Origin of the sequence: Escherichia sp. E4930 (assembly GCF_005845405.1) — a bacterium.
In the GTDB taxonomy this organism is placed as follows: domain Bacteria; phylum Pseudomonadota; class Gammaproteobacteria; order Enterobacterales; family Enterobacteriaceae; genus Escherichia.
This window is the reverse complement of the sequence record NZ_VCDZ01000007.1, coordinates 284,288-309,184: the sequence shown is the minus strand read 5'-3', so window position 1 is coordinate 309,184 and position 24,897 is coordinate 284,288. Positions and strand designations below refer to the sequence as shown.

At 51.6% G+C, this 24,897-nt stretch carries 24 protein-coding genes; 12 read left to right on the top strand and 12 right to left on the bottom strand.

All coding sequences use genetic code 11. The features are described 5' to 3' along the window. Positions 1-26 precede the first annotated feature (26 nt). Positions 27-1,547, top strand: coding sequence for a galactose/methyl galactoside ABC transporter ATP-binding protein MglA (mglA, locus tag FFT88_RS11740; RefSeq protein WP_130221873.1), 1,521 nt, complete (start codon positions 27-29; stop codon positions 1,545-1,547). A gap of 15 nt (positions 1,548-1,562) precedes the next feature. Beyond that, positions 1,563-2,573, top strand: coding sequence for a galactose/methyl galactoside ABC transporter permease MglC (mglC, locus tag FFT88_RS11735; RefSeq protein WP_001275121.1), 1,011 nt, complete (start codon positions 1,563-1,565; stop codon positions 2,571-2,573). A gap of 267 nt (positions 2,574-2,840) precedes the next feature. On the opposite strand, the gene preA is transcribed toward mglC, so the two are convergent. The 7 genes from preA to FFT88_RS11700 all read right to left on the bottom strand — a co-directional run bounded on the left by preA (position 2,841) and on the right by FFT88_RS11700 (position 8,752). Next, positions 2,841-4,076, bottom strand: coding sequence for an NAD-dependent dihydropyrimidine dehydrogenase subunit PreA (preA, locus tag FFT88_RS11730; protein ID WP_135404863.1), 1,236 nt, complete (start codon positions 4,074-4,076; stop codon positions 2,841-2,843). Beyond that, entirely contained in the window at positions 4,070-5,308 is a 1,239-nt protein-coding gene (gene preT, locus FFT88_RS11725; protein WP_135404865.1) for an NAD-dependent dihydropyrimidine dehydrogenase subunit PreT, read from the bottom strand. The genes preA and preT overlap by 7 nt, the downstream gene beginning before the upstream one ends. Positions 5,309-5,501: 193 nt before the next feature. Continuing rightward, entirely contained in the window at positions 5,502-5,741 is a 240-nt protein-coding gene (locus tag FFT88_RS11720; protein ID WP_135404867.1) for a DUF2542 family protein, read from the bottom strand. A 2-nt stretch (positions 5,742-5,743) separates the two neighbouring features. After that, entirely contained in the window at positions 5,744-6,463 is a 720-nt protein-coding gene (gene sanA / locus FFT88_RS11715; RefSeq protein WP_130207054.1) for an outer membrane permeability protein SanA, read from the bottom strand. 184 nt (positions 6,464-6,647) lie between these two features. After that, positions 6,648-7,532 carry a cytidine deaminase gene (gene cdd, locus FFT88_RS11710; RefSeq protein WP_130221870.1) on the bottom strand — a complete coding sequence of 295 codons (885 nt, stop codon included), beginning with the start codon at positions 7,530-7,532 and terminating at the stop codon, positions 6,648-6,650. Positions 7,533-7,661: 129 nt separating this feature from the next. Beyond that, positions 7,662-8,357: a CidB/LrgB family autolysis modulator gene (locus FFT88_RS11705; RefSeq protein WP_130207051.1), complete on the bottom strand. Its 696-nt coding sequence runs from the start codon at positions 8,355-8,357 to the stop codon at positions 7,662-7,664. Further along, positions 8,354-8,752: a CidA/LrgA family protein gene (locus FFT88_RS11700; RefSeq protein WP_001295452.1), complete on the bottom strand. Its 399-nt coding sequence runs from the start codon at positions 8,750-8,752 to the stop codon at positions 8,354-8,356. Before FFT88_RS11700 ends, FFT88_RS11705 begins: the two co-directional genes overlap by 4 nt. 272 nt (positions 8,753-9,024) lie before the next feature. Between FFT88_RS11700 and dusC the strand changes: the two genes are divergently transcribed. Next, the gene (gene dusC / locus FFT88_RS11695; protein WP_135404869.1) at positions 9,025-9,975 is read left to right on the top strand and encodes a tRNA dihydrouridine(16) synthase DusC; all 951 of its coding nucleotides are present in this window, start codon (positions 9,025-9,027) and stop codon (positions 9,973-9,975) included. A gap of 387 nt (positions 9,976-10,362) precedes the next feature. On the opposite strand, the gene yohP is transcribed toward dusC, so the two are convergent. Next, the gene (gene yohP, locus FFT88_RS25605; protein ID WP_000691708.1) at positions 10,363-10,446 is read right to left on the bottom strand and encodes a small membrane protein YohP; all 84 of its coding nucleotides are present in this window, start codon (positions 10,444-10,446) and stop codon (positions 10,363-10,365) included. 222 nt (positions 10,447-10,668) lie between these two features. Here yohP and mdtQ point away from each other — a divergent pair, with 222 nt between their 5' ends. Beyond that, entirely contained in the window at positions 10,669-12,105 is a 1,437-nt protein-coding gene (gene mdtQ, locus FFT88_RS11685; protein ID WP_135404872.1) for a multidrug resistance outer membrane protein MdtQ, read from the top strand. A gap of 52 nt (positions 12,106-12,157) precedes the next feature. After that, positions 12,158-12,919 carry an SDR family oxidoreductase gene (locus tag FFT88_RS11680; RefSeq protein ID WP_135404874.1) on the top strand — a complete coding sequence of 254 codons (762 nt, stop codon included), beginning with the start codon at positions 12,158-12,160 and terminating at the stop codon, positions 12,917-12,919. A gap of 147 nt (positions 12,920-13,066) precedes the next feature. Here the strand turns inward: FFT88_RS11680 and FFT88_RS11675 are convergent, their stop codons facing one another. Then, on the bottom strand, positions 13,067-13,645 hold the full coding sequence (locus tag FFT88_RS11675) for a DedA family protein (protein ID WP_130217150.1): 579 nt from the start codon (positions 13,643-13,645) through the stop codon (positions 13,067-13,069). Positions 13,646-13,813: 168 nt separating this feature from the next. Here FFT88_RS11675 and FFT88_RS11670 point away from each other — a divergent pair, with 168 nt between their 5' ends. Further along, complete coding sequence (locus tag FFT88_RS11670) at positions 13,814-14,401, top strand: Yip1 family protein (RefSeq protein WP_135404877.1); 588 nt, start codon at positions 13,814-13,816, stop codon at positions 14,399-14,401. Between the two features lie 173 nt (positions 14,402-14,574). Next, entirely contained in the window at positions 14,575-15,507 is a 933-nt protein-coding gene (gene pbpG, locus FFT88_RS11665; RefSeq protein ID WP_130207042.1) for a D-alanyl-D-alanine endopeptidase, read from the top strand. A gap of 98 nt (positions 15,508-15,605) precedes the next feature. Here pbpG and dld read toward each other — a convergent pair whose 3' ends face one another. Then, complete coding sequence (dld, locus tag FFT88_RS11660; RefSeq protein WP_135404880.1) at positions 15,606-17,321, bottom strand: D-lactate dehydrogenase; 1,716 nt, start codon at positions 17,319-17,321, stop codon at positions 15,606-15,608. Between the two features lie 195 nt (positions 17,322-17,516). Here dld and bglX point away from each other — a divergent pair, with 195 nt between their 5' ends. The 5 genes from bglX to yehW all read left to right on the top strand — a co-directional run bounded on the left by bglX (position 17,517) and on the right by yehW (position 23,802). Then, positions 17,517-19,814 carry a beta-glucosidase BglX gene (gene bglX, locus FFT88_RS11655; protein ID WP_000871488.1) on the top strand — a complete coding sequence of 766 codons (2,298 nt, stop codon included), beginning with the start codon at positions 17,517-17,519 and terminating at the stop codon, positions 19,812-19,814. Between the two features lie 251 nt (positions 19,815-20,065). Next, a complete protein-coding gene (gene osmF / locus FFT88_RS11650; protein ID WP_135404882.1) occupies positions 20,066-20,983 on the top strand; it encodes a glycine betaine ABC transporter substrate-binding protein OsmF in 918 nt (305 codons plus the stop codon). Positions 20,984-20,989: 6 nt separating this feature from the next. Further along, positions 20,990-22,147, top strand: coding sequence for a glycine betaine ABC transporter permease YehY (yehY, locus tag FFT88_RS11645; protein ID WP_135404885.1), 1,158 nt, complete (start codon positions 20,990-20,992; stop codon positions 22,145-22,147). Continuing rightward, complete coding sequence (yehX, locus tag FFT88_RS11640; RefSeq protein WP_135404888.1) at positions 22,140-23,066, top strand: glycine betaine ABC transporter ATP binding protein YehX; 927 nt, start codon at positions 22,140-22,142, stop codon at positions 23,064-23,066. The genes yehY and yehX overlap by 8 nt, the downstream gene beginning before the upstream one ends. Positions 23,067-23,070: 4 nt before the next feature. Further along, positions 23,071-23,802: a glycine betaine ABC transporter permease YehW gene (yehW, locus tag FFT88_RS11635; protein ID WP_135404890.1), complete on the top strand. Its 732-nt coding sequence runs from the start codon at positions 23,071-23,073 to the stop codon at positions 23,800-23,802. Here yehW and FFT88_RS11630 read toward each other — a convergent pair. Together FFT88_RS11630 and mlrA are read right to left on the bottom strand one after the other, a co-directional pair. Further along, on the bottom strand, positions 23,783-23,890 hold the full coding sequence (locus tag FFT88_RS11630) for a protein YohO (RefSeq protein WP_064526871.1): 108 nt from the start codon (positions 23,888-23,890) through the stop codon (positions 23,783-23,785). The two genes, yehW and FFT88_RS11630, sit on opposite strands and share 20 nt — an antisense overlap. A 59-nt stretch (positions 23,891-23,949) precedes the next feature. Further along, a complete protein-coding gene (mlrA, locus tag FFT88_RS11625) occupies positions 23,950-24,681 on the bottom strand; it encodes an HTH-type transcriptional regulator MlrA (RefSeq protein ID WP_130207028.1) in 732 nt (243 codons plus the stop codon). Positions 24,682-24,897 lie beyond the last annotated feature (216 nt).

The window sequence follows — 24,897 nt, the reverse complement described above, 5'->3', positions numbered from 1 at the left end:
TTGTATGACCAACAAGGTAAAATTATATGGTCAGCTCAACGACTCCGTCATCAGGTGAATACTTGTTGGAAATGAGCGGTATCAACAAGTCTTTTCCTGGTGTTAAGGCACTTGATAACGTTAATTTAAAAGTCCGACCACACTCTATACATGCGTTAATGGGGGAAAACGGTGCGGGAAAATCAACATTATTAAAATGCCTGTTTGGTATTTATCAAAAAGATTCCGGCACCATTTTATTCCAGGGTAAAGAGATCGATTTTCATTCTGCCAAAGAAGCACTGGAAAATGGTATTTCGATGGTACACCAGGAGTTAAACCTGGTATTACAACGTTCGGTGATGGACAACATGTGGCTGGGGCGATATCCCACCAAAGGCATGTTTGTTGATCAGGACAAAATGTACCGCGAAACTAAAGCGATTTTTGATGAACTGGATATTGATATCGATCCGCGTGCGCGCGTCGGTACATTATCTGTTTCGCAAATGCAGATGATCGAAATTGCTAAAGCGTTTTCCTATAACGCGAAAATTGTGATTATGGATGAACCGACTTCTTCGTTAACCGAAAAAGAGGTCAATCATCTGTTTACTATTATTCGTAAATTAAAAGAACGCGGCTGCGGTATTGTCTATATCTCGCATAAAATGGAAGAGATTTTCCAGTTATGTGATGAAGTCACCGTATTGCGCGACGGTCAGTGGATCGCTACCGAACCGTTGGAAGGGCTGACGATGGACAAGATCATCGCCATGATGGTTGGTCGTTCTCTTAACCAGCGTTTCCCGGATAAAGAAAACAAGCCGGGCGAAGTGATCCTCGAAGTGCGTAACCTGACGTCACTACGCCAGCCATCGATTCGCGATGTCTCGTTTGACCTGCATAAAGGGGAGATCCTCGGTATTGCCGGGCTGGTGGGGGCGAAACGTACCGATATTGTTGAGACGTTATTTGGCATTCGCGAGAAATCTGCTGGCACCATTACGTTGCATGGCAAAAAGATCAATAACCATAATGCCAACGAAGCCATTAACCACGGATTTGCGTTGGTAACTGAAGAACGCCGTTCAACGGGAATTTATGCCTATCTGGATATTGGCTTTAACTCATTAATTTCCAATATTCGCAACTACAAAAATAAAGTGGGCTTGTTGGATAACTCGCGGATGAAAAGCGATACCCAGTGGGTGATTGATTCGATGCGGGTAAAAACGCCAGGGCATCGTACGCAAATTGGTTCGCTCTCAGGTGGTAATCAGCAAAAGGTGATTATTGGTCGCTGGCTGTTAACGCAACCAGAAATATTAATGCTCGACGAACCGACGCGCGGTATTGATGTTGGAGCGAAGTTTGAAATTTATCAGTTAATTGCCGAACTGGCGAAGAAAGGCAAGGGGATTATTATTATCTCATCTGAAATGCCAGAGTTGTTAGGGATAACAGACCGTATTCTGGTTATGAGCAATGGCCTCGTTTCCGGAATTGTCGATACAAAAACAACAACGCAAAACGAAATTCTGCGTCTTGCGTCTTTGCACCTTTAAGATTAGGGGCTTCCCATGAGTGCGTTAAATAAGAAAAGTTTTCTTACTTACCTGAAAGAGGGCGGTATTTACGTCGTTCTTTTAGTTTTGCTGGCGATTATTATTTTCCAGGACCCAACATTTTTAAGTCTGTTGAATTTAAGTAATATTCTCACCCAGTCATCGGTGCGTATTATTATCGCGCTCGGCGTGGCAGGGTTAATTGTCACCCAGGGGACTGACCTTTCCGCTGGTCGTCAGGTGGGGCTGGCGGCAGTGGTAGCGGCGACGTTATTGCAGTCCATGGAAAACGCCAACAAAGTGTTCCCGGAAATGGCGACGATGCCGATTGCGCTGGTTATTCTGATTGTCTGTGCTATTGGCGCGGTTATCGGTTTGATCAACGGGCTGATTATCGCCTATCTCAACGTAACGCCATTTATTACCACTCTCGGCACGATGATTATCGTCTACGGCATCAACTCGCTCTATTACGACTTTGTGGGGGCGTCGCCGATTTCTGGTTTTGATAGCGGCTTCTCCACCTTTGCCCAGGGATTTATTGCACTGGGGAGTTTCCGTCTCTCTTATATCACCTTCTACGCCCTGATTGCCGTGGCGTTCGTCTGGGTGCTGTGGAACAAAACCCGTTTTGGTAAGAACATTTTTGCCATTGGCGGTAACCCGGAAGCGGCGAAAGTTTCTGGTGTTAACGTCGGCCTGAACCTGCTGATGATCTACGCGTTGTCTGGCGTGTTCTATGCCTTCGGCGGGATGTTAGAAGCCGGACGTATCGGCTCTGCCACCAACAACCTCGGCTTCATGTATGAGCTGGATGCTATCGCGGCGTGCGTGGTGGGCGGCGTATCGTTCAGCGGCGGTGTGGGGACGGTGATTGGCGTGGTGACCGGGGTAATTATCTTTACGGTCATTAACTACGGCCTGACGTACATCGGCGTAAACCCGTACTGGCAGTACATCATCAAAGGGGCGATTATTATCTTCGCCGTGGCGCTGGATTCACTGAAATACGCACGTAAGAAGTGATGTGATTGTGGGTATTGCCGGATGCAACGCTGGCGCGTTTTATCCGGCCTACAATGAGCACAATATACTGATTTATATGGTTTTGTAGGCCGGATAAGGCGTTCACGCCGCATCCGGCGACAGGAGCCAAATGCCGGATGAAATGCTGGCGCATTTTATCTGGCCTACAATGAGCACAACATACTGATCTATATGGTTTTGTAGGCCGGATAAGGCGTTCACGCCGCATCCGGCAATCGGAGCCAAATGCCGGATGCAACGCTGGTTTTACAACGTTACCGGGTGTTCTTTCTCTCCTTTCTTAAACTTCACTTCCCCGAGATCGATACAACCCACCGGGCAAACATGACCGCAAAGCAAACAACCAACGCATTTTTCGGTATTACAATGCGGCGTGCGCGTTTTCTCGTTCCATTCCATCGCCTGGTGACCGCCGTCGTAACAGGAAATGTAACAGCGCCCACAGCCAACACATTTATCGAGATTGATATGGGGATAGACGATATAGCTGCGGTCTAAATCTTCTGCCGGAACAATATTATGATTCGCCAGACCTACCATCTCCTGCAACGAATCAAATCCCTGATCGGCAAGATAATGCGACAACCCGCTTGCCATATCTTCCACTATCCGATACCCGTACTGCATAATGCCGGTGGTCACCTGCAAGGTTGCCGCGCCGAGCAATAAAAACTCCGCCGCATCTTCCCAGGTTTCAATACCGCCGATACCGCTGATCGGGAAATCGCGCAGCTCTGGATGCGTGCGCATTTGCTGAATAAAGCGCAGGGCGATCGGTTTCACCGCTTTACCGGAACAACCGGAAATGCTCGATTTGCCGTTAACGATTGGCATACCGATTTTCTGATTAAGATCGATATTGGTGATTGATTTAACGGTGTTAATTGCCGCAATACCATCTGCGCCACCGCGTTTTGCCGCCAGCGCCACTTCGCACATATCACCGATATTCGGCGTCATCTTCGCCAGCATTGGCAGCGTGGAACCACGTTTCACTGCCCGACAATATTTTTCTACCAGCTCCGGGCTTTGCCCGACATCGCTACCCATCGCATGAGAAGTCATTTGCGGACAGGAGAAGTTACACTCGATCATATCGGCGCCAGCTTCTTGCACCAGACGCGCCAGATCTTCCCATTGCTGCTCATTTTCCCCCATGATCGAAGCGATCAATACTTTGTCCGGGTAATCTTCTTTCAGCCGACGCAGGGCAGCCAGATTCTCTTCCAACGGATGTTCAGCAATCTGCTCCATATTTTTGAAGCCGATAAAACCGGTATCTTCTTTCACCAGATGATCAAAACGCGGTGAGACTTCATTAGCGATAAAAAAGCCGATCGTTTTGAACACCACGCCACCCCAGCCGGTGTCGTAGGCTTTGGCGCACATCTCGTAGCAATTGCCAACCGGTGAAGAAGAGAGGCAGAACGGGTTGGGAAACTTCACGCCGCAAAAGGTAATAGAAAGATCTTTCGTTAACATGAGCAAGCTCCCTCTAAATAGTGATGGATCGCCTCGGCGGCTTCTTTCCCGGTTTTCACTGCATAAACCACGGTTTTGTCGCCCTCAACAATATCGCCAGCGGCAAACAGTTGCGGGTCACGGGTCTGGTAATTTTGCGTTTCGATGGTGTTGCGCTGCGGAGCCAGCGCCGCAAACGTGGCAAGTTCGGCATGTTGACCTACAGCGAGAATAATTTTGTCCGCAGCCATCGTCATTTCGCCCGGTAAACGAACATGTTTAAACGTCACTTTATTGCCGTCTACAGCCACTGGCGTAAAGCCATCGATAATCGATACCCCCAATTTCTGAGCGCTGGTGAACTCTTTCTTGCTTGCCGGAAACTCATCTAACTCTTCACGCGCAACGCAGGTCACCGCCTGGCAACCAAGAACTTTCAGCGTGCTGGCAACGTCCATCGCGACATCGCCGCCGCCAATAATTAATGCGCTCTGTGGGATGCTGATATCGCCCTGCGCCTGTCGTGCACGTTGCAAGAAGTCGACGGCAATCTCAACATCGCTATGTTCAAACAGCGGCAGACCAGAACCGCTCGATAACCCCACGGCGACCAGTACCGCTCGGTTTTCCGCTTTCAATTGTTCCAGCGTGAGTGTTTTACCAATCTCGCAATTACACTTTATGGTCACCCCCATTTTTTCGATACGGGCGATTTCTGCATCCAGCACTGAATGCGGCAAACGAAATTGCGGAATGCCATTACGCAGCCAACCACCTGGCTGTGCTTCTTTTTCATAAATCGTGACGTCGTATCCCCGGTTGGTCAGTGTCACACTCGCTTGTAGCCCGGCAGGGCCTGCACCAATAATCGCCACTTTGCCGAGCGTTTTACTGCCGGGCTGATAAATCTCCATTCCGGTTTGCTGTTCGAAATCAGTAACAAAACGCTGTAAGCGGCCAATATCAATCGGGTCGTCGACACCGGCACGGGTACAACCTCGCTGGCATAATTTTTCCGTCGGGCATACTCTGGCGCAAACGGCACCTAAGGCATTATTTTCGCGAATCGTCTCGGCAGCACCTTTAAAATTACGAAAATAAATTGAGCGAATAAATTTTCCCGGATCGGTTTGCGCCGGGCAAGCCTGACTACAGGGCGCGTCGTGACATAATAAACAGCGAGAGGCTTCTTTAATCGCCAGTAAAGGCGTAAAAGCCGGAGTGAGTTCATCCAGATAATTTTGTTGCGGCATGTGATCTTCCTTAATGCTATAGGTAATTAAGGCGAGCGTTTAGTAAATAATAATGTACTGATATTAAGGCTAAGCGTGCGGGGAAATTTAAACTGTGAAAGGATTCACAAATAGCTGCGGTTAAGAATGTGATATCCGCAGCTTATCAGGTGAAGTAATAATTATTCTCAATAATTAACTGGAGAGGGGAATATTAACGATAGAAAATAAGATAAATAATCATGCCAATAGATAAAATTCCGAAACCACAATACGCCGCCATATAAGCAAAGAAGAGCCCCGGATTTTTTTCGCGCCAGACATACACCGGTTCCGGCGAATTTTTAACCCGTTTATCAATCGCGCCAGCACGCCAGCCTTTCCACGCTTCGCGAAAACAAAATACAGGGATTAGGAAAAAAACGGCAACGACAAAAAACTGCTGTACATCCATAACTACTTTCCTTGTTTCTTTTGTAATTCAAGTAACTGCTCGGGCGTGACGGCGGGATAGCCCTGCGCATCTTCCGGCACTTGATGCATTGCCGGAATAGGGACCAATGGACCTAAAAAACGCGGCTCACGTTTAAAAATATAAAGGTCAGCCAGCGCGCCGAAACGGGCGGCAAATTCGCGAATACGGACAGACCACATATCTTTTGGCGATGGTACGGCATAACACTGGGCCTGAATACCCATATGTAAAGCGATAAATAATGCCCGCTCACAGTGAAAACGCTGGGTGATAATAATAAAATCGTTAGTATCGAACACTTTGCGCGTACGTACGATGGAATCCAGTGTTCGGAAGCCCGCGTAATCGAGAACAATATCAGAGGGGTCGACGCCAGCGGCTATTAAATCTTTGCGCATGGTCATCGGTTCGTTATAACTTTGCAACGCGTTATCGCCGCTAAGTAATAGATAGTTCACTTTACCGCTGTTATAGGCATTAATCGCCCCCTGAATACGGTAGCGGTAATACTGATTAATGACTCCGGTGCGATAATACTTTGCTGTGCCAAGCACCACGCCGACCTGACGGTAGGGGAGATCCTGCAACTCGTCGTAGATATAAGGCGCGGTTTTCCAACTCATCCAGCGATCGAGGCCGAGCACAGTCAACAGCAGCAAGCCGATCATGACTAACAGGCTGTAGAACAGACGCTTTAACATGCAGAAGACTCGATCTCGGGAAATTTTTATCAGGCTACTTTACCCGCTGCTTTTGCGCAAGAAACGGTAAACTGTTTGCCGGGATTTTCGACATCAGGAGAGCGCTGGCAAGCCTGATGCAACGCTTATCAGCGTGCCAGACTGTAGGCCGGACAAGGCGTTCCCGCCGCATCCGGCACCAGGCTTAAGCGAGAAGAACGCGGTCGATACTGTGACAGCCGAGAGCTTTCAGCGTTGCTGAGGTTGCATCCCATTGAATCAACGGCGCATCGGCTTTTTCTGCCAGAACCGCGCGCTGGATATCCGGGTAATCATAACCCTTGAGATTCAACAGAATTAACGCACCCTGCAATGGCGGCAGAGTCGGGTTGAATGCGGCGTTTTCAGCGTAGCTGCCGCTGAAAATACGACCGTCTTTGCATTCCAGCGCTACACCGCTTGGTGACTTACTGTAAGGCATGTGCGAACGGTTTGCCGCGGCAATCGCCGCCTGAGAAAGCGCATCACCAGTTAACGCAAAGCCGTGATCCTGCTCGTCCATCAGCAGCGTTTTTATCTCCAGATCTTTTGGTCCAAAGGCATCCGGCAGATAGTCACGCAGTGCGTGCGCCTCGCGACCCGGCAGATGAATACGCAGATCCAGACCGCTGTTCAGTTCATTCATAAACTGACGGCAGTGACCACAAGGCGTGTAGTTAACGGTGATGGCCGCGAGAGCTTTCTCACCGCTTAACCAGGCGTGGCTGATAGCACTTTGTTCAGCATGAACAGTTTGCTGCATTGTTGCACCAATAAATTCCATATTGGCACCGAAATACCATGTACCACTCACGCCGCGTGCAATAGCGCCAACGTTAAAATTCGACAATGGCGTACGCGCGCAGGCCGCAGCCAGCGGTAGCAGTGCGAAAGCCAGCGCGTCTTCGTCCAGCCCGGTTGCGCTCTTAAGCGAAGAGACTTGCTCCCCGGTCAACAAAGCGGGGAAGTACTTGTCTGCCAGAATAGGTTCCAGCGCAGATTGCAAGTTATCCGCAAGTTGGGCAAAAGCAGTTTGAAAACGTGGATGCATGGCGTTGCCTCATAATCATGTAATGGGATAACAGTTTACGAACCTGCTATGGCTTTATATGTGATCTGAATCTCATTAATTATGCAACGCGTGAAACGTACATCAAAAATGCGCGACGCATCGCAAATTTTAGCCCATTACTGCCAGAATAATTGGGAAAAGGAACGGCGCGATCAGCGAAGTTATAATCCCGCATAACACCAGCGCCAGCGAACTAAATGCGCCTTCCTGATAATCCAGCTCAGCACAGCGCGCCGTACCGAGGGCGTGGGAAGCTGTCCCCATCGCCAGACCGCGCGCCGCTTTGGTACGAATACGCATCGCATTAAGTAACGTATGACCAAAGACCGCGCCGAGGATCCCGACGAAAATGACACAAACTGCACTGATTGCCGGAATACCGCCAATACTGCCGCCGACAGCCATCGCAATTGGCGTGGTGACTGATTTCGGTAATATCGACGCAGCAATTTCCGGTGAAGCCCCCATCAACAATGCCACGCAAGTCCCTGTCACCATCGCTACCACGCTGCCGATAAAACAGATGGTGATGATTGATTTCCAGCGGGCGCGGATTTGATGCAACTGTTCATATAAAGGATAGGCCAGTGCGACGACCGCCGGTTGCAGCAGATCGTTTAGCACTTCGCTACCTTTAAAGTAGCTGTCGTAAGAGATGCCGGTCAGCATTAAAAAAGGAATGATCACCACCATTGCCACCAGCAACGGGTTAAGCAAGGGAAACTTATACCGCGCCGCCAGCTTGCGGGCGGCAAAAAAGACAATCAACGTCAGCGGTAATGACCACCAGATATTTGCCATCATTCTTCTGATCCTTTCTGACCTACGACCTTACGTTCACCGTGCACCAGTTGAGAACTCCAGCTCACCACCAGAAAAACCACCAGCGTACTGACTGCACAGGAAACCACTACCGGGCCAAACTGCGCGCGTAGTAAATCAAAATATTGCATTACGCCTACGCCAATCGGCACAAACAATAGCGCCATATAGCGAATTAAAACGTAACACCCCGGATTGACCCACTTCGCCGGAAGAATTTGCAAGGCCAGCAGGACAAACAGGATCAGCATCCCGATAATGCTGCCCGGAATGGTTACCGGTAGCAGGGATGCAATGAAAATGCCTGCATACAGGCAGGCATAAATCAGGACGAAAGCGCGTAAATATTGCCAGATAATGTTCAGTGTCTTACTCATAATCAACACCCCAGATGAGATGGATTCATCATACAATTAATTCATAAAATGTGCTACAGATCACATTAAGAATTCATCGCTATTTTTCGCGCCTGGGTATGACGATGTGAGCAGCGAACTCAGGCAAATCTGCTTTTTCGCAACAGAAAGTGTGTTTGCCATAGATCAAGCATAGAGAGGGATTGCAGCTTTGCCGCAATCTCACTCGGCAGACCTTTAATCCGCTGACCGGAGGCGCTAACATAGCGCCTCATTTTTTTGCGGGTGATGATATGCGTGTGTTACTGGCGCCAATGGAGGGGGTACTTGACTCTCTGGTGCGCGAATTGCTGACCGAAGATAACGACTACGATCTGTGCATCACTGAGTTTGTTCGCGTGGTGGATCAACTGCTGCCGGTAAAAGTTTTTCATCGCATTTGTCCTGAGCTACAAAACGCCAGCCGTACTCCTTCAGGTACGCTGGTGCGCGTACAGTTGCTGGGGCAGTTTCCGCAATGGCTGGCAGAGAACGCCGCCCGTGCGGTGGAATTAGGTTCCTGGGGCGTGGATCTTAACTGCGGCTGCCCGTCGAAAACGGTTAACGGCAGCGGCGGTGGGGCAACGTTACTGAAAGATCCCGAACTCATCTACCAGGGAGCGAAAGCGATGCGCGAAGCCGTACCGGCGCATTTGCCCGTCAGCGTGAAAGTGCGTTTGGGCTGGGACAGTGGCGAGAAAAAATTTGAAATTGCCGATGCTGTTCAACAGGCTGGCGCTACGGAGCTGGTGGTGCATGGGCGGACAAAAGAGCAGGGGTACCGCGCGGAGCATATCGACTGGCGGGCGATTGGCGAGATTCGCCAGCGGCTGAATATTCCGGTAATTGCCAATGGTGAAATCTGGGACTGGCAGAGTGCGCAACAATGCATGGCTATCAGCGGCTGCGACGCGGTGATGATTGGGCGCGGGGCGCTCAATATTCCCAACCTGAGTCGGGTGGTGAAATATAACGAACCGCGAATGCCGTGGCCGGAGGTCGTTGCATTGCTGCAAAAGTATACCCGTCTGGAGAAACAGGGAGATACCGGCTTATATCACGTCGCGCGGATTAAGCAGTGGTTGAGTTATTTACGTAAAGAATATGATGAAGCAACGGAATTATTTCAGCATGTGCGGGTGTTGAATAATTCCCCTGATATTGCAAGGGCTATTCAGGCAATTGATATCGATAAGCTGCGATAATAGTGGAATCGCAGCTTATCAGAGACAATGAATCGCTTATTCAGCTTTATCATCTTGTTGCGCTCCTTTCATGTGCTAAGCCACATATTGCTACTGGTGCAAGGAGCGCGCAGGGGGGGGACAATCGCCTCCTCCCCCTGCACCCCCGGGCTCTGGCGAACAAAATCGCCGCTGCGCGGTACCTTCAGCTTATCCCCTTCGGCTACCGGGTCGGGCGCGAGGTAACGTCCTTGTAAGACGCGCCCTCAGCCCACATCCATGTGGGCTGCCCCGGCCTTCGGGGAACGCTTCAGCGATTTTGACGCCACCAACACCGGAGCTGTTTGCAAATCAAGTACACAAAACATCTAATTACTAGCCTGACAACTTATATGCCATATCTGATTTTTAAAATATCATCTTAAATACGCCAGTCACCACCAGTAGCCCAATCAGGAAAATAATCAATACTGCCCAGAGTATAATTTTCATTGGCGTTCCTTTATTTGTGAATGCTGAATAAGTATAGGAAAAAATGAAACTCTTTGCCGTCATTCATAAGCAATTAAGATAAGTCAGAGGATATCATTCACTTACTGTATATTTTTCTGGATATGTCGTTTTATTTCCGCTGATGTATTGCCACGCGAAACTAAAAAATATATCGCCACACACGGTAATCTCCGCGCACCGTTTCTTACCTGATTATTCCCCATGAATCGTGATTCATTTAATGCAGCAAGCGTCTGTTTTCCGCTTTTAATTTTGTTGGCTGGGTGTGCGCCTGTGCACGAAACTCGCCAGGCGTTAAAACTGCAAACGCCTGCCACGCAAGTGGACACGGCGTTACCTGCGGCATTGAAAAACGGTTGGCCAGACAGTCAGTGGTGGCTGGAATACCACGATAATCAACTCACTTCCTTAATTAATAATGCAATACAGAACGCGCCGGATATGCAGGTGGCTGAACAGCGCATTCAACTGGCTGAAGCGCAGGCGAAAGCAGTAGCGACCCAGGATGGCCCGCAGGTAGATTTTTCTGCGGATATGGAACGGCAAAAAATGTCGGCTGAAGGGTTAATGGGGCCGTTTGCCCTGAACGATCCTGCCGCAGGAACTACGGGGCCGTGGTATACCAACGGTACTTTTGGTTTAACGGCGGGCTGGCATCTTGATATTTGGGGAAAGAATCGGGCGGAAGTTACTGCTCGCCTGGGGAATGTTAAAGCACGGGCGGCTGAGCGTGAGCAGACCCGACAATTGCTGGCTGGCAGCGTGGCACGCCTGTACTGGGAGTGGCAAACCCAGGCAGCTTTGAACACTGTATTGCTGCAAATCGAAAAAGAGCAGAACACCATTATTGCGACCGATCGCCAGCTCTATCAGCGTGGAATTACCTCTTCGGTTGAAGGTGTGGAAACCGATATTAATGCCAGTAAAACCCAGCAACAGCTCAACGATGTCGCGGGTAAAATGAAAATTATCGAGGCGCGATTAAGTGCGCTCACCAACCATCAGAAAAGCGCATTGAAGCTGCATCCGGTCACGTTGCCGAAAGTGGCAAGCCAGCTTCCTGATGAACTGGGATATTCCTTGCTGGCCCGGCGGGTAGATTTGCAGGCGGCGCATTGGTATGTCGAGTCGTCGTTAAGTACCATCGACGCAGCAAAAGCGGCATTTTATCCCGACATCAATCTGATGGCCTTCCTGCAACAGGATGCTTTGCATTTAAGCGATCTTTTTCGTAGCTCCGCCCAACAGATGGGCGTCACGGCGGGGCTGACATTGCCGATATTCGACAGCGGCAGACTTAATGCCAATCTTGATATTGCGAAAGCCGAAAGCAACTTGTCGATTGCCAACTACAACAAAGCAGTGGTCGAGGCGGTGAATGATGTGGCGCGGGCGGCGAGTCAGGTGCAGACACTGGCAGAGAAAAACCAGCATCAGGCGCAAATTGAGCGCGATGCCATGCGTGTGGTGGGGCTGGCACAGGCGCGATTTAACGCGGGCATCATCGCGGGTTCCCGCGTCAGTGAAGCCAGAATTCCGGCGCTTCGCGAACGAGCCAACGGCCTGCTTTTGCAAGGGCAATGGCTGGATGCCTCCATTCAACTCACCAGTGCGCTGGGCGGGGGCTACAAACGCTGAGGATATGCGCCTTCTATACTTAACGTTTAGTCAGCGTTAGGTGGAGAACTCAATGGCGCAGGTCGCGATTATTACCGCTTCTGATTCAGGGATAGGTAAAGAGTGCGCGTTATTACTGGCGCAGCAGGGGTTTGATATTGGCATTACCTGGCACTCTGATGAAGCAGGGGCAAAAGATACCGCCCGTGAGGTGGTTAGCCACGGTGTACGTGCGGAGATCGTGCAGCTGGATCTCGGTAAACTGCCAGAAGGAGCACTGGCGCTGGAGAAACTTATTCAACGGCTGGGGCGCATTGATGTGCTGGTGAATAATGCGGGCACGATGGCCAAAGCGCCGTTTCTTGATATGGCTTTTGATGAGTGGCGAAAGATTTTTACCGTTGATGTCGATGGTGCATTTTTATGCTCTCAAATTGCTGCCCGCCAGATGGTGAAACAAGGGCAGGGCGGTCGCATCATCAACATTACGTCGGTACATGAACATACGCCGCTGCCGGATGCCAGCGCCTACACAGCCGCTAAACATGCGCTCGGCGGGTTAACTAAAGCAATGGCGCTGGAGTTAGTGCGGCACAAGATTCTGGTGAATGCGGTCGCGCCTGGCGCGATTGCCACGCCGATGAACGGCATGGATGACGGCGATGTGAAGCCTGATGCAGAGCCTTCGATCCCCCTGCGACGTTTCGGCGCAACGCAAGAGATTGCCAGCCTGGTGGCCTGGCTATGTTCCGAAGGCGCCAATTACACCACCGGGCAGTCGCTGATTGTCGATGGCGGTTTTATGCTGGCAAATCCGCAGTTTAAGCCGGAGTAGTGCAATGAGGTGAGTGGCTATTTCAATAGGTAATATTTTGTAGGCCTGATAAGACGCGCAAGCGTCGCATCAGGCATGGTGCACCGAATGTCGGATGCGGCGCGGACGCCTTATCCGACCTACAGGCCGCATCATGAGATAACTGCTTTACGCCTGATTATCCGGCTTTTTCTTCCCGCGCCGTTTCAGCCACCAGCGAACACCAACCACCAGAGCCACAACCAGAATCAACCAAACCCAGTGCTTCAAATGTTGGTCAAGTTCGTGCAACCACGGCGCAATTACCTGGCCACCTGCGTAGCCAATGGTGGTAAAAATCAGCGCCCAGGCAAATGCGCCGAGAATATTCAGCGGTAGAAATATTTTCGGCGGTAGCTGACTAGCGCCAATCAGCGTCGGACCAATCACCCGAAAGCCATACATAAAACGTGTACCAATAACAAACAGATACGGATGACGTTGGATCAGCTTCTGCGCCCGTTCAATTTTATCCTGATGTTTTGATAAACGGCGTAACAGCTTGCCGCCAAACCGCCGCCCGCACAGATAAAGCGCCTGGTCGCCAATCATGCCGCCAAGTGCTACGGAAAGTACCACTAGCGGGAATTTCAGCAGCCCCTGATGCGCGGCAACACCACCGAGCAAGGTGACGGTTTCACCTTCAGCCAGACTGCCAAGTACCAGCGCGGCATAACCATATTGTGAAATAAGTGTATTAATATCCATAGGCCAGTCTGTCTCCCTTTGGTTACCTGTAAGCATACACCCAGTAAATTATTCACGCAGAAAAAGCCCCTCAGGGTAGTGCACTAATTTTGTGGTTGAATAAAAAATAATCACAAGCTGACTTATACTTGAACTGTCAGGTTCATGAACTCACAACAAGGGGGCGGTATGAGCCATGTCTGGGGACTGTTTTCCCATCCCGATCGTGAAATGCAGGTGATTAATCGTGAAAACGAAACGATTTCTCATCACTACACCCACCACGTTTTGCTGATGGCGGCGATTCCGGTGATTTGCGCCTTCATTGGCACCACGCAAATTGGCTGGAATTTTGGCGATGGCACTATCCTGAAGTTATCCTGGTTTACCGGACTGGCGTTGGCTGTCTTGTTTTATGGCGTGATGCTGGCTGGGATCGCGGTGATGGGGCGGGTCATCTGGTGGATGGCGCGCAATTACCCACAGCGCCCGTCGCTTGCGCACTGTATGGTCTTCGCGGGATACGTCGCGACGCCGCTGTTTCTAAGCGGTCTGGTAGCGCTTTACCCGCTGGTCTGGCTGTGTGCTCTGGTCGGCACGGTGGCGCTGTTTTACACGGGGTATCTGCTTTATCTCGGTATTCCAAGCTTCCTGAATATTAACAAAGAGGAAGGTCTTAGCTTCTCCAGTTCGACACTGGCGATTGGTGTGCTGGTACTGGAAGTCCTGCTCGCCCTTACCGTCATACTTTGGGGGTACGGTTATCGTCTGTTCTAGAAAGTTCTTTTGCGTTGCATTGCTGGCGTAAATGTCAGCAATGCAGCATTTCCTCACGATTCTCCTTTGACGACCGCACTTTTTGCTCGTTATGATGGCTTCGCTAGCCTCAGTAAATCCTTACTCCGGCGGTGCGCAACCCGTGCGCGTGAACCACTATTTGAATGCTCATCATGCCGAAATTTCGAGTTTCTTTATTTAGCCTGGCCCTGATGCTGGCTGTGCCTTTTGCACCGCAGGCCGCTGCGAAAACGGCAGCCGCTACCACCGCTTCGCAGCCGGAAATTGCTTCCGGTAGTGCGATGATTGTTGATCTTAATACCAACAAAGTGATCTATTCGAACCACCCGGATCTGGTGCGTCCGATTGCCTCAATCACCAAATTAATGACTGCGATGGTTGTGCTGGATGCACGACTGCCGCTGGATGAGAAACTAAAAGTAGACATCAGCCAGACGCCGGAGATGAAAGGGGTCTATTCGCGCGTACGACTGAACAGCGAAATCAGCCGTAAAGATATGTTGCTGCTGGCGTTGATGTCTTCGGAAAACCGCGCGGCGGCGAGCCTGGCACATCATTATCCTGGCGGTTATAACGCATTTATTAAAGCAATGAATGCGAAAGCAAAAGCTCTCGGGATGAACAACACGCGCTTTGTTGAACCGACCGGACTATCAGTGCATAACGTTTCGACTGCCCGTGATCTGACCAAATTGTTGATTGCCACCAAACAATATCCGTTGATCGGTCAGTTAAGTACCACCCGTGAAGATATGGCGACCTTCTCTAACCCGTCGTATACGCTGCCATTCCGCAATACTAACCATCTGGTGTATCGCGATAACTGGAATATCCAGCTAACCAAAACGGGCTTTACCAATGCCGCAGGGCATTGCCTGGTGATGCGCACGGTTTTCAATAATAAACCGGTGGCGCTGGTGGTGATGGATGCGTTTGGCAAATATACCCATTTTGCCGATGCTAGCCGCCTGCGTACATGGATTGAAACCGGCAAAGTGATGCCCGTTCCGGCAGCGGCGTTGAGTTATAAAAAACAAAAGGCCGCCCAGATGGCGGCGGCAGGGCAGACGGCACAAAACGATTAAGTTTGCTTGCCCGTAGGCCGGAGAAGGCGTTCACGCCGCATCCGGCATTCGATGCCCGTGCCTGATGCGATGCTTGCGCATCAGGCATCCAGCCGTATTTACTCCACTTCTTGCCAGTTTTTCCGCTTACTGGTTTTACCGATCCCCGGATTCATACTGTTGGTCGGATCGTTTTCACGATAAAACTTCTGCAACGTCTCCGGTGCTTTATACAAATGACCGACGTTATGCTCGGCAGGATATTGCGCGCCGCGCTGGCGTAACAACTCCAGCATCTGTTCCTTCAGCGCATGCACATCCACGCCTTTCTTAACGATGTAATCCTGGTGGAAGACGTAGCACATAAAATGCCCGTAATAGAGCTTATGCACCAGCTGGCTGTCGATTTCCGGCGGTAGATGTTCATACCACTCGGTGTCATTACGCCGCAGAGCAATATCCAGCGCCAGAATGTCTTCGACTTCATCGGAATGCACGGCCTGATAACGTATCGCTGCGCCTGCCGCCGCGAAACGGTGCAAAAACGCTTTACTGCCTTCTTCCGGCGTACAGACAAAGAAATCGCCTTCGGCCTGTTTGAAAAAATCTACCAGCCAGGATTTTGCTTCGCCCACGCCATCCCCCGCCATTTTTAACAGCAGATGATGTTCATATTTATCGCGCCAGCTTTTCATGCGTGGCGGCAAATGACTGGGGAACAAATGACTGAATTTCTGCATTGCGAGATCGGTAAAGTGTGGTCGGAAGAACTTCACCTTCTCCAGTATCGCATCAGTACGTCCCTTGATATTAAAGAAGAACGGCATCTTGTCGGTGCCTAGCTTGTCGATCATCAGGAAGGTATCTTTGCCGTATTTTTCCGCGATATCGTAGATATCCCGGTGCATGTATTCCCCGGCAACCGGCAGATTTTCAAAATTGGCAAGAATATGGCGGCGGATTTCGGTCAGCACGTCCGGCTGGTTGGTGCCGATATAAAACACCTGCTGGTTTTTTTCCGCTTCAAAGGTATCCAGACGCACTGCGAAAACTGCCAGTTTGCCAGCGCAACCGGAGGATTCAAACAGGCGATCCGGGTCAGCGTTATAACGTGCGGGCGTGTCGGCTTCAATATCTCGTACACGGTGGACATAGTCATAATCATGGGCGTGACGACCATCGTGACGCACATCGTCATCTTTGATGCGATCGTCATCCAGCTTGCTAAGGATCTGCTCCGGCGTTTCACCTAGATCAATTCCCAGATGGTTAACCAGCGTCAGCTTGCCGTTTTCATCTATGCGTGCGAATAACGACATTTCGGTATACGCCGGGCCACGCTGCACCAGCGAGCCACCAGAGTTATTACAGATGCCGCCGATAACCGATGCGCCAATACACGATGAACCAATCACCGAGTGCGGTTCGCGACCTAATGGTTTGAGAGCTTTCTCCAGCGAATAGAGCGTGGTGCCAGGATACGCCAGCACCTGTTCGCCCTTACCGAGAACATGCAGCTTGTCGAGGCGCTGGGTGCTGATGATCACGATATCGCGATCATAATCGTTACCATTTGGCGTGGAGCCTTCGGTCAGACCGGTATTGGCGGCCTGCATCAGAATAATTTTGTCGGCGGTGACGCAGGCTTTCAGCACCCGCCACAATTCCAGTAGCGAGCCAGGAAGAACAACGGCCAGCGCGTCACCCTGACCGGAGCGGAAGCCCTTGCGATAGCGGGCCGTTTTTGCAGGATCGGTGAGCAGGTGTGAATGACCAACCAGACGGGCTAGTTCATTCAAAAAGGTTTTATTATCAGTTGTTGTCATGGAAGACATTTTCCACTCCTTGTGGTGGCGAAAAAACATCACAAACTAGAATAGCGCCTTGTATGACAATTCAGCGAGTGAATATTTTGAAAATTCAGACAATAAACTGAGCTTTCTTTTTCTCTCTCCATCAGGCTTATGGCAAACTACCGCTTTTGCACCATTTTCGCTGCCACGTCGGGCAACAGAGGAAGAATAATCCATATGAAATGGCTATGTTCAGTAGGTATCGCGGTGAGTCTGGCCCTACAGCCAGCACTGGCGGATGATTTATTCGGCAACCATCCATTAACGCCCGAAGCGCGGGATGCGTTCGTCACCGAACTGCTCAAGAAAATGACGGTTGATGAGAAAATTGGTCAGCTGCGCTTAATCAGCGTTGGTCCGGATAACCCGAAAGAGGCGATCCGCGAGATGATCAAAGACGGGCAGGTGGGGGCGATTTTCAACACCGTCACACGCCAGGATATCCGCGCCATGCAGGATCAGGTGATGGAACTGAGCCGCCTGAAAATTCCTCTCTTCTTTGCCTACGACGTGCTGCACGGTCAGCGCACCGTCTTCCCGATTAGCCTCGGTCTGGCGTCCTCTTTTAACCTCGACGCAGTGAAAACCGTCGGGCGCGTTTCAGCTTATGAAGCGGCGGACGATGGCCTGAACATGACCTGGGCGCCGATGGTCGATGTCTCGCGCGATCCTCGCTGGGGTCGCGCTTCCGAAGGTTTTGGTGAAGATACCTATCTCACCTCAATTATGGGTAAAACCATGGTTGAAGCGATGCAGGGTAAAAGCCCGGCGGATCGCTACTCGGTGATGACCAGCGTCAAACACTTTGCTGCTTACGGCGCGGTAGAAGGCGGTAAAGAGTACAACACCGTCGATATGAGCCCGCAGCGTCTGTTTAATGACTATATGCCGCCGTACAAAGCGGGGCTGGACGCAGGCAGCGGCGCGGTAATGGTGGCGCTGAACTCACTCAACGGCACGCCTGCCACCTCTGATTCCTGGCTGCTGAAAGATGTCCTGCGCGATCAGTGGGGTTTTAAAGGCATCACGGTTTCCGATCATGGCGCAATCAAAGAGTTGATCAAACACGGTACGGCGGCAGACCCGGAAGATGCGGTGCGCGTGGCGCTTAAGTCCGGGATCAACATGAGCATGAGCGACGAGTATTACTCGAAGTATCTGCCTGGGTTGATCAAATCCGGCAAAGTGACGATGGAAGAGCTGGACGACGCCGCCCGCCACGTATTGAACGTTAAATATGATATGGGGCTGTTTAACGACCCATACAGCCATCTCGGTCCGAAAGAGTCTGACCCGGTGGATACCAATGCTGAAAGCCGCCTGCACCGCAAAGAAGCACGTGAAGTGGCGCGCGAAAGCCTGGTGTTGTTGAAAAACCGCCTTGAAACCCTGCCGCTGAAAAAATCGGCAACCATTGCGGTGGTTGGTCCACTGGCGGACAGCAAACGTGACGTGATGGGCAGCTGGTCCGCAGCCGGTGTCGCCGATCAATCCGTGACTGTGCTGACCGGGATTAAAAATGCCGTCGGTGAAAACGGTAAGGTGCTGTATGCCAAAGGGGCGAACGTCACCAGTGACAAAGGCATTATCGATTTCCTGAATCAGTATGAAGAAGCAGTCAAAGTCGATCCGCGCTCGCCGCAAGAGATGATTGATGAAGCGGTGCAGACCGCGAAACAATCTGATGTGGTAGTGGCTGTGGTCGGTGAAGCCCAGGGGATGGCGCATGAGGCTTCCAGCCGTACCGATATCACTATTCCGCAAAGCCAGCGAGATTTGATTGCGGCTTTGAAAGCCACCGGAAAACCGCTGGTGCTGGTGCTGATGAACGGTCGTCCGCTGGCGCTGGTGAAAGAAGATCAGCAGGCTGATGCGATTCTGGAAACCTGGTTTGCGGGTACGGAAGGGGGTAATGCGATTGCCGATGTGTTGTTTGGTGATTACAACCCGTCCGGCAAGCTGCCGATGTCCTTCCCGCGTTCGGTCGGGCAGATCCCGGTGTACTACAGCCATCTGAATACCGGTCGTCCGTATAATGCCGACAAGCCGAACAAATACACTTCGCGTTATTTTGATGAAGCTAACGGGGCGCTTTATCCGTTCGGCTATGGTCTGAGCTATACCACTTTCACCGTCTCTGATGTGAAACTTTCTGCGCCGACCATGAAGCGTGACGGTAAAGTGACCGCCAGCGTGCAGGTGACGAACACCGGTAAGCGCGAAGGGGCGACGGTAGTCCAGATGTATTTGCAGGATGTAACGGCTTCCATGAGTCGCCCGGTGAAACAGCTGAAAGGATTTGAGAAAATCACCCTGAAACCGGGCGAAACTCAGACCGTCAGCTTCCCGATTGATATCGAGGCTCTGAAGTTCTGGAATCAACAGATGAAGTATGATGCCGAGCCTGGCAAATTCAACGTCTTCATCGGCACCGATTCCGCACGCGTTAAGAAAGGCGAGTTTGAGTTGCTGTAATGCTTTAGTAAGGGCGCGACGTTTGCGCCCTTTGCCTGATGTTCACATCTTAACTTGCTGAATTTTCGCCCTTTGTAGGCCGGATAAGGCGCTCGCGCCGCATCCGGCAGGAAACGCCGGACCGAATATGCCCTTTAAGTATTTATCTGATTCTGCAACTGAATCCGTCCGCTCAGGCTAACCCTGTTATTATCAACTATGCTTTTCTCTTAATTCGCTGAAAACAACAGTAAAAGAATGAGGAAAGCATCATGCCACTCTCAAAGCTCTGGACAGGTTCACTGGTTATGTTGGCAGTCGTGAGCCTGCCGTTACAGGCGGCTTCCCCCGTTAAAGTTGGTTCGAAAATCGATACCGAGGGTGCGTTACTCGGCAACATCATCTTACAGGTACTCGAAAGCCACGGCGTACCGACGGTCAATAAAGTCCAGTTGGGAACCACTCCTGTGGTGCGCGGGGCGATTACTTCCGGTGAACTGGATATCTATCCGGAATATACCGGCAATGGCGCTTTCTTCTTTAAAGATGAAAACGATGCGGCATGGAAAAACGCGCAGCAAGGTTACGAGAAAGTCAAAAAACTCGATGCAGAGCAAAACAAGTTAATCTGGCTGACGCCCGCACCTGCGAATAACACCTGGACCATCGCCGTGCGTCAGGATGTGGCAGAGAAAAACAAACTCACTTCGCTTGCTGACCTGAGTCGTTATCTGAACGAGGGCGGCACCTTCAAACTGGCAGCCTCGGCAGAGTTTATCGAACGCGCCGATGCGTTACCCGCGTTTGAAAAAGCCTATGGCTTTCAGCTCGGTCAGGATCAGTTGCTGTCACTGGCCGGTGGCGACACGGCGGTGACGATTAAAGCCGCTGCCCAGCAAACCTCTGGCGTTAATGCCGCAATGGCTTACGGAACTGACGGCCCGGTCGCGGCGCTGGGGCTGCAAACCTTAAGCGATCCGCAAGGCGTGCAACCTATCTACGCGCCTGCACCAGTGGTGCGTGAGTCGGTGCTGAAAGAGTATCCGCAAATGGCACAGTGGCTACAGCCAGTCTTCGCCAGCCTCGATGAAAAAACATTGCAGCAACTGAATGCCAGCATTGCAGTGGAAGGACTGGATGCCAAAAAAGTGGCTGCCGACTACCTGAAACAAAAAGGGTGGACGAAGTAATTTCCCGTGACTTATCTACGTATTAATCCTGTTCTGGCGCTGCTGCTGTTGCTGACGGCAATCGCAGCGGCGCTGCCGTTTATCAGTTACGCGCCTAATCGTTTAGTCTCTGGTGAGGGGCGTTATCTCTGGCAGCTGTGGCCGCAAACGATCTGGATGTTGGTGGGCGTTGGCTGCGCCTGGCTGACAGCCTGTTTTATTCCCGCTAAAAAAGGCTGCATTTTTGCACTCATTCTGGCGCAACTCGTCTTCGTGTTACTGGTATGGGGCGCAGGAAAAGCAGCGACGCAGCTGGCGCAAAACGGCAGTGCGCTGGCGCGTACCAGCCTCGGCAGTGGTTTCTGGCTGGCTGTGGCGCTGGCATTGCTGGCCTGTAGCGATGCCATCCGCCGGATCACCACGCATCCGCTGTGGCGCTGGTTGTTGCATATGCAGATTGCCATTATTCCGCTGTGGTTGCTGTACTCCGGCACGCTTAACGATCTCTCGTTAATGAAAGAATACGCCAACCGTCAGGATGTGTTTGATGACGCGCTGGCACAGCATTTGACGTTGCTGTTTGGTGCGGTGCTGCCTGCGCTGGTGATTGGTGTGCCGCTGGGCATCTGGTGCTACTTTTCCACCGCGCGGCAGGGGGCGATTTTTTCTCTGCTCAATGTCATTCAGACCGTGCCTTCGGTGGCGCTCTTTGGCCTGTTGATTGCGCCGCTTGCCGCGCTGGTTACTGCCTTTCCGTGGCTGGGGAAGCTCGGCATAGCAGGAACCGGAATGACACCCGCACTGATTGCGCTGGTGCTCTATGCCTTGCTGCCGCTGGTGCGCGGCGTGGTAGTCGGTTTGAACCAGATCCCGCGTGATGTGCTGGAGAGCGCCAGAGCGATGGGGATGAGCGGGGCGCAGCGTTTCCTGCATGTTCAGTTACCGCTGGCGTTACCGGTATTTCTGCGCAGCCTGCGGGTGGTGATGGTGCAAACTGTAGGCATGGCGGTGATTGCGGCGTTAATCGGCGCAGGCGGTTTTGGTGCGCTGGTTTTCCAGGGGCTGTTAAGCAGTGCCATTGATTTAGTGTTGCTGGGGGTGATCCCGGTAATTGTTCTGGCGGTGCTTACCGACGCGCTGTTCGATTTGCTTATCGCACTGCTGAAGGTGAAACGTAATGATTGAATTTAGCCATGTCAGCAAACGGTTCGGCGCACAAAAAGCCGTTAACGATCTCAATCTCAATTTTCAGGAAGGGAGTTTTTCGGTGCTGATTGGCACATCTGGCTCCGGCAAATCCACCACCCTGAAAATGATTAACCGCCTGGTGGAGCATGACAGCGGAGAGATCCGCTTTGCCGGAGAAGAAATTCGCTCGCTGCCAGTGCTGGAGCTGCGCCGCCGGATGGGCTATGCCATTCAATCTATTGGCCTGTTTCCCCACTGGAGCGTGGCGCAAAACATCGCCACCGTGCCGCAATTACAAAAATGGTCGCGGGCGCGGATTGACGATCGTATCGACGAACTAATGGCGCTACTGGGGCTGGAACCGAATTTGCGTGAGCGTTATCCGCATCAGCTTTCCGGCGGTCAGCAGCAACGTGTGGGAGTGGCGCGCGCGTTGGCTGCCGATCCGCAAGTCTTGCTGATGGATGAACCTTTTGGCGCGCTGGACCCGGTAACGCGCGGCGCGTTGCAACAAGAGATGACGCGCATTCACCGTTTGCTGGGGCGCACCATTGTGCTGGTCACTCATGATATTGATGAAGCACTACGGCTGGCAGAACATCTGGTGTTAATGGATCACGGTGAAGTGGTGCAGCAGGGCGATCCGCTGGCGATGCTGACTCGTCCGGCAAACGATTTTGTCCGCCAGTTTTTTGGGCGCAGCGAACTGGGTGTGCGCCTGCTTTCGTTACGTAGTGTGGCGGATTACGTGCGCCGCGAAGAACGGGCAGAAGGTGAGGCGCTGGCAGAAGAGATGACGCTACGCGATGCGCTCTCCCTGTTTGTTGCGCGGGGATGCGAAGTGCTGCCGGTGGTCAACACGCAGGGCCAGCCTTGCGGCACGCTGCATTTTCAGGATCTGCTGGTGGAGGCGTAAGCGTATGAAGATGTTGCGCGATCCGCTGTTCTGGCTCATTGCTCTGTTTGTGGCACTGATCTTCTGGCTGCCTTACAGCCAGCCGCTGTTCGGTGCTTTATTTCCGCAACTGCCGAGGCCCGTTTATCAGCAAGAAAGCTTTGCAGCCCTGGCGCTGGCCCATTTCTGGTTGGTGGGAATTTCGAGTTTATTTGCGGTGATCATTGGCACTGGTGCTGGAATTGCTGTCACTCGCCCGTGGGGCGCGGAATTTCGCCCGATGGTGGAAACTATTGCCGCCGTTGGGCAGACTTTTCCGCCCGTCGCGGTGCTGGCGATTGCCGTTCCGGTGATTGGGTTTGGCCAGCAACCGGCGATTATCGCGCTGATCCTTTACGGCGTGCTCCCCATCTTGCAGGCGACACTTGCCGGGCTGGGAGCGATTGATGCCAGCGTGACCGAAGTTGCCAAAGGCATGGGAATGAGCCGTAGTCAGCGACTGCGCAAAGTCGAGTTACCGCTGGCAGCGCCGGTGATTCTGGCGGGCGTGCGGACTTCAGTAATTATCAACATTGGCACGGCGACGATCGCCTCAACGGTTGGGGCCAGTACGCTGGGTACGCCCATCATCATCGGGCTTAGCGGATTTAATACCGCTTATGTGATTCAGGGGGCGTTACTGGTGGCACTGGCGGCGATCATCGTAGACCGCCTGTTTGAACGGCTGGTGCAGGCGCTTAGCCAGCACGCAAAATAAAGGTATAACCTGCGAGCATTACGCCACCGATACCGCCTAACGCCATAAACAGGAACAGGGTGATAACCCCAATTTTAGCTATGCGCATAATGCACTCCTTATGTTAACGAAAGGATTGTACAGTAAAGCGCATTTGTTAACGAATCATTAAATGCCGAGTGAGAAAATATCATGCCCTTGTTCCTGCCAACTGGTGAGTTGCTGCTGTTGGGCGGAGGTTCGATTTTCGCCGCACCACACCAGCAATGTACGGCCTTCGAACAGTTCAGGGCGTAGTTGATTGAGCGAGTGGGCGAGGACATCAATGCGCCATCCTTGTTGACTGGCAATCCAGCCCTCCAGCCACAGACGAGTGGTATCCTGAATATTCCAGCCAACCACCAGCGCATCTTTGCCCTGTTTTTTACGTGCCGAAGCCAGGCAAATGGCGATGTAGTTGATCAGTACGCCGTCCAGAATCGCCAGCAGTGCCTGGAGAGTCGGTTGTTGGCACTGAAGCCGTCGGCGCAGTGGAATGAACAGATGTGTGGTGAGCGTCTGGGCGGGATAATCCTGACCACGCTCTTTGATCCACATTCGCAGACTTTGCAGGTTGCCACTTTGCAGGTAACTAAGCAGAGTTTCTTGCTGATCGCGCCAGCCGTTCTGCACATCAACATTCTCATTACTGAGTAGCATTTTAACTTTGCTGACCTGCACACCGTTGTCGATCCAGCGTTTGATCTCCCGGATCCGGTCGATATCGGCATCGTTGAACAGGCGATGACCGCCGTCTGTGCGTTGCGGTTTTAACAGCCCATAACGCCTCTGCCACGCGCGTAACGTGACAGGGTTGATATCACAAAGCAACGCCACTTCACCAATCGTGTAAAGCGCCATCGTCCCACCCTTGCTTGCGAGGTCCCAGCATAACTGTAGACGTTCTTTTATGAACCAGGTAGTTTTGGCAGTTTTTTGATCTCGATTAGGATGATTTTGTTTTTGCCAGGTTGTTTTGAGTGATCGTACTCACGATTTTTCATTTTTCTGCAACAGTTCAAAGAAAGTTGAACGCGAGCAATGTATGTTACGCGTTTTAAAGGGACGTGTGGTTTG

Excerpts from the sequence above, each read along its gene's own strand:
- yohP (WP_000691708.1), bottom strand. The coding sequence starts at position 10,446 with ATGAAAATTATACTCTGGGCAGTATTGATTATTTTCCTGATTGGGCTA.
- preA (WP_135404863.1), bottom strand. The coding sequence starts at position 4,076 with ATGTTAACGAAAGATCTTTCTATTACCTTTTGCGGCGTGAAGTTTCCC.
- mlrA (WP_130207028.1), bottom strand. The coding sequence starts at position 24,681 with ATGGCGCTTTACACGATTGGTGAAGTGGCGTTGCTTTGTGATATCAAC.
- yehW (WP_135404890.1), top strand. The coding sequence starts at position 23,071 with ATGAAGATGTTGCGCGATCCGCTGTTCTGGCTCATTGCTCTGTTTGTG.
- pbpG (WP_130207042.1), top strand. The coding sequence starts at position 14,575 with ATGCCGAAATTTCGAGTTTCTTTATTTAGCCTGGCCCTGATGCTGGCT.
- FFT88_RS11700 (WP_001295452.1), bottom strand. The coding sequence starts at position 8,752 with ATGAGTAAGACACTGAACATTATCTGGCAATATTTACGCGCTTTCGTC.
- FFT88_RS11675 (WP_130217150.1), bottom strand. The coding sequence starts at position 13,645 with ATGGATATTAATACACTTATTTCACAATATGGTTATGCCGCGCTGGTA.
- yehX (WP_135404888.1), top strand. The coding sequence starts at position 22,140 with ATGATTGAATTTAGCCATGTCAGCAAACGGTTCGGCGCACAAAAAGCC.
- FFT88_RS11680 (WP_135404874.1), top strand. The coding sequence starts at position 12,158 with ATGGCGCAGGTCGCGATTATTACCGCTTCTGATTCAGGGATAGGTAAA.
- osmF (WP_135404882.1), top strand. The coding sequence starts at position 20,066 with ATGCCACTCTCAAAGCTCTGGACAGGTTCACTGGTTATGTTGGCAGTC.
- dld (WP_135404880.1), bottom strand. The coding sequence starts at position 17,321 with ATGTCTTCCATGACAACAACTGATAATAAAACCTTTTTGAATGAACTA.
- FFT88_RS11630 (WP_064526871.1), bottom strand. The coding sequence starts at position 23,890 with ATGCGCATAGCTAAAATTGGGGTTATCACCCTGTTCCTGTTTATGGCG.
- FFT88_RS11705 (WP_130207051.1), bottom strand. The coding sequence starts at position 8,357 with ATGATGGCAAATATCTGGTGGTCATTACCGCTGACGTTGATTGTCTTT.
- cdd (WP_130221870.1), bottom strand. The coding sequence starts at position 7,532 with ATGCATCCACGTTTTCAAACTGCTTTTGCCCAACTTGCGGATAACTTG.
- mdtQ (WP_135404872.1), top strand. The coding sequence starts at position 10,669 with ATGAATCGTGATTCATTTAATGCAGCAAGCGTCTGTTTTCCGCTTTTA.
- FFT88_RS11670 (WP_135404877.1), top strand. The coding sequence starts at position 13,814 with ATGAGCCATGTCTGGGGACTGTTTTCCCATCCCGATCGTGAAATGCAG.
- mglC (WP_001275121.1), top strand. The coding sequence starts at position 1,563 with ATGAGTGCGTTAAATAAGAAAAGTTTTCTTACTTACCTGAAAGAGGGC.
- bglX (WP_000871488.1), top strand. The coding sequence starts at position 17,517 with ATGAAATGGCTATGTTCAGTAGGTATCGCGGTGAGTCTGGCCCTACAG.
- dusC (WP_135404869.1), top strand. The coding sequence starts at position 9,025 with ATGCGTGTGTTACTGGCGCCAATGGAGGGGGTACTTGACTCTCTGGTG.
- mglA (WP_130221873.1), top strand. The coding sequence starts at position 27 with ATGGTCAGCTCAACGACTCCGTCATCAGGTGAATACTTGTTGGAAATG.
- preT (WP_135404865.1), bottom strand. The coding sequence starts at position 5,308 with ATGCCGCAACAAAATTATCTGGATGAACTCACTCCGGCTTTTACGCCT.
- sanA (WP_130207054.1), bottom strand. The coding sequence starts at position 6,463 with ATGTTAAAGCGTCTGTTCTACAGCCTGTTAGTCATGATCGGCTTGCTG.
- FFT88_RS11720 (WP_135404867.1), bottom strand. The coding sequence starts at position 5,741 with ATGGATGTACAGCAGTTTTTTGTCGTTGCCGTTTTTTTCCTAATCCCT.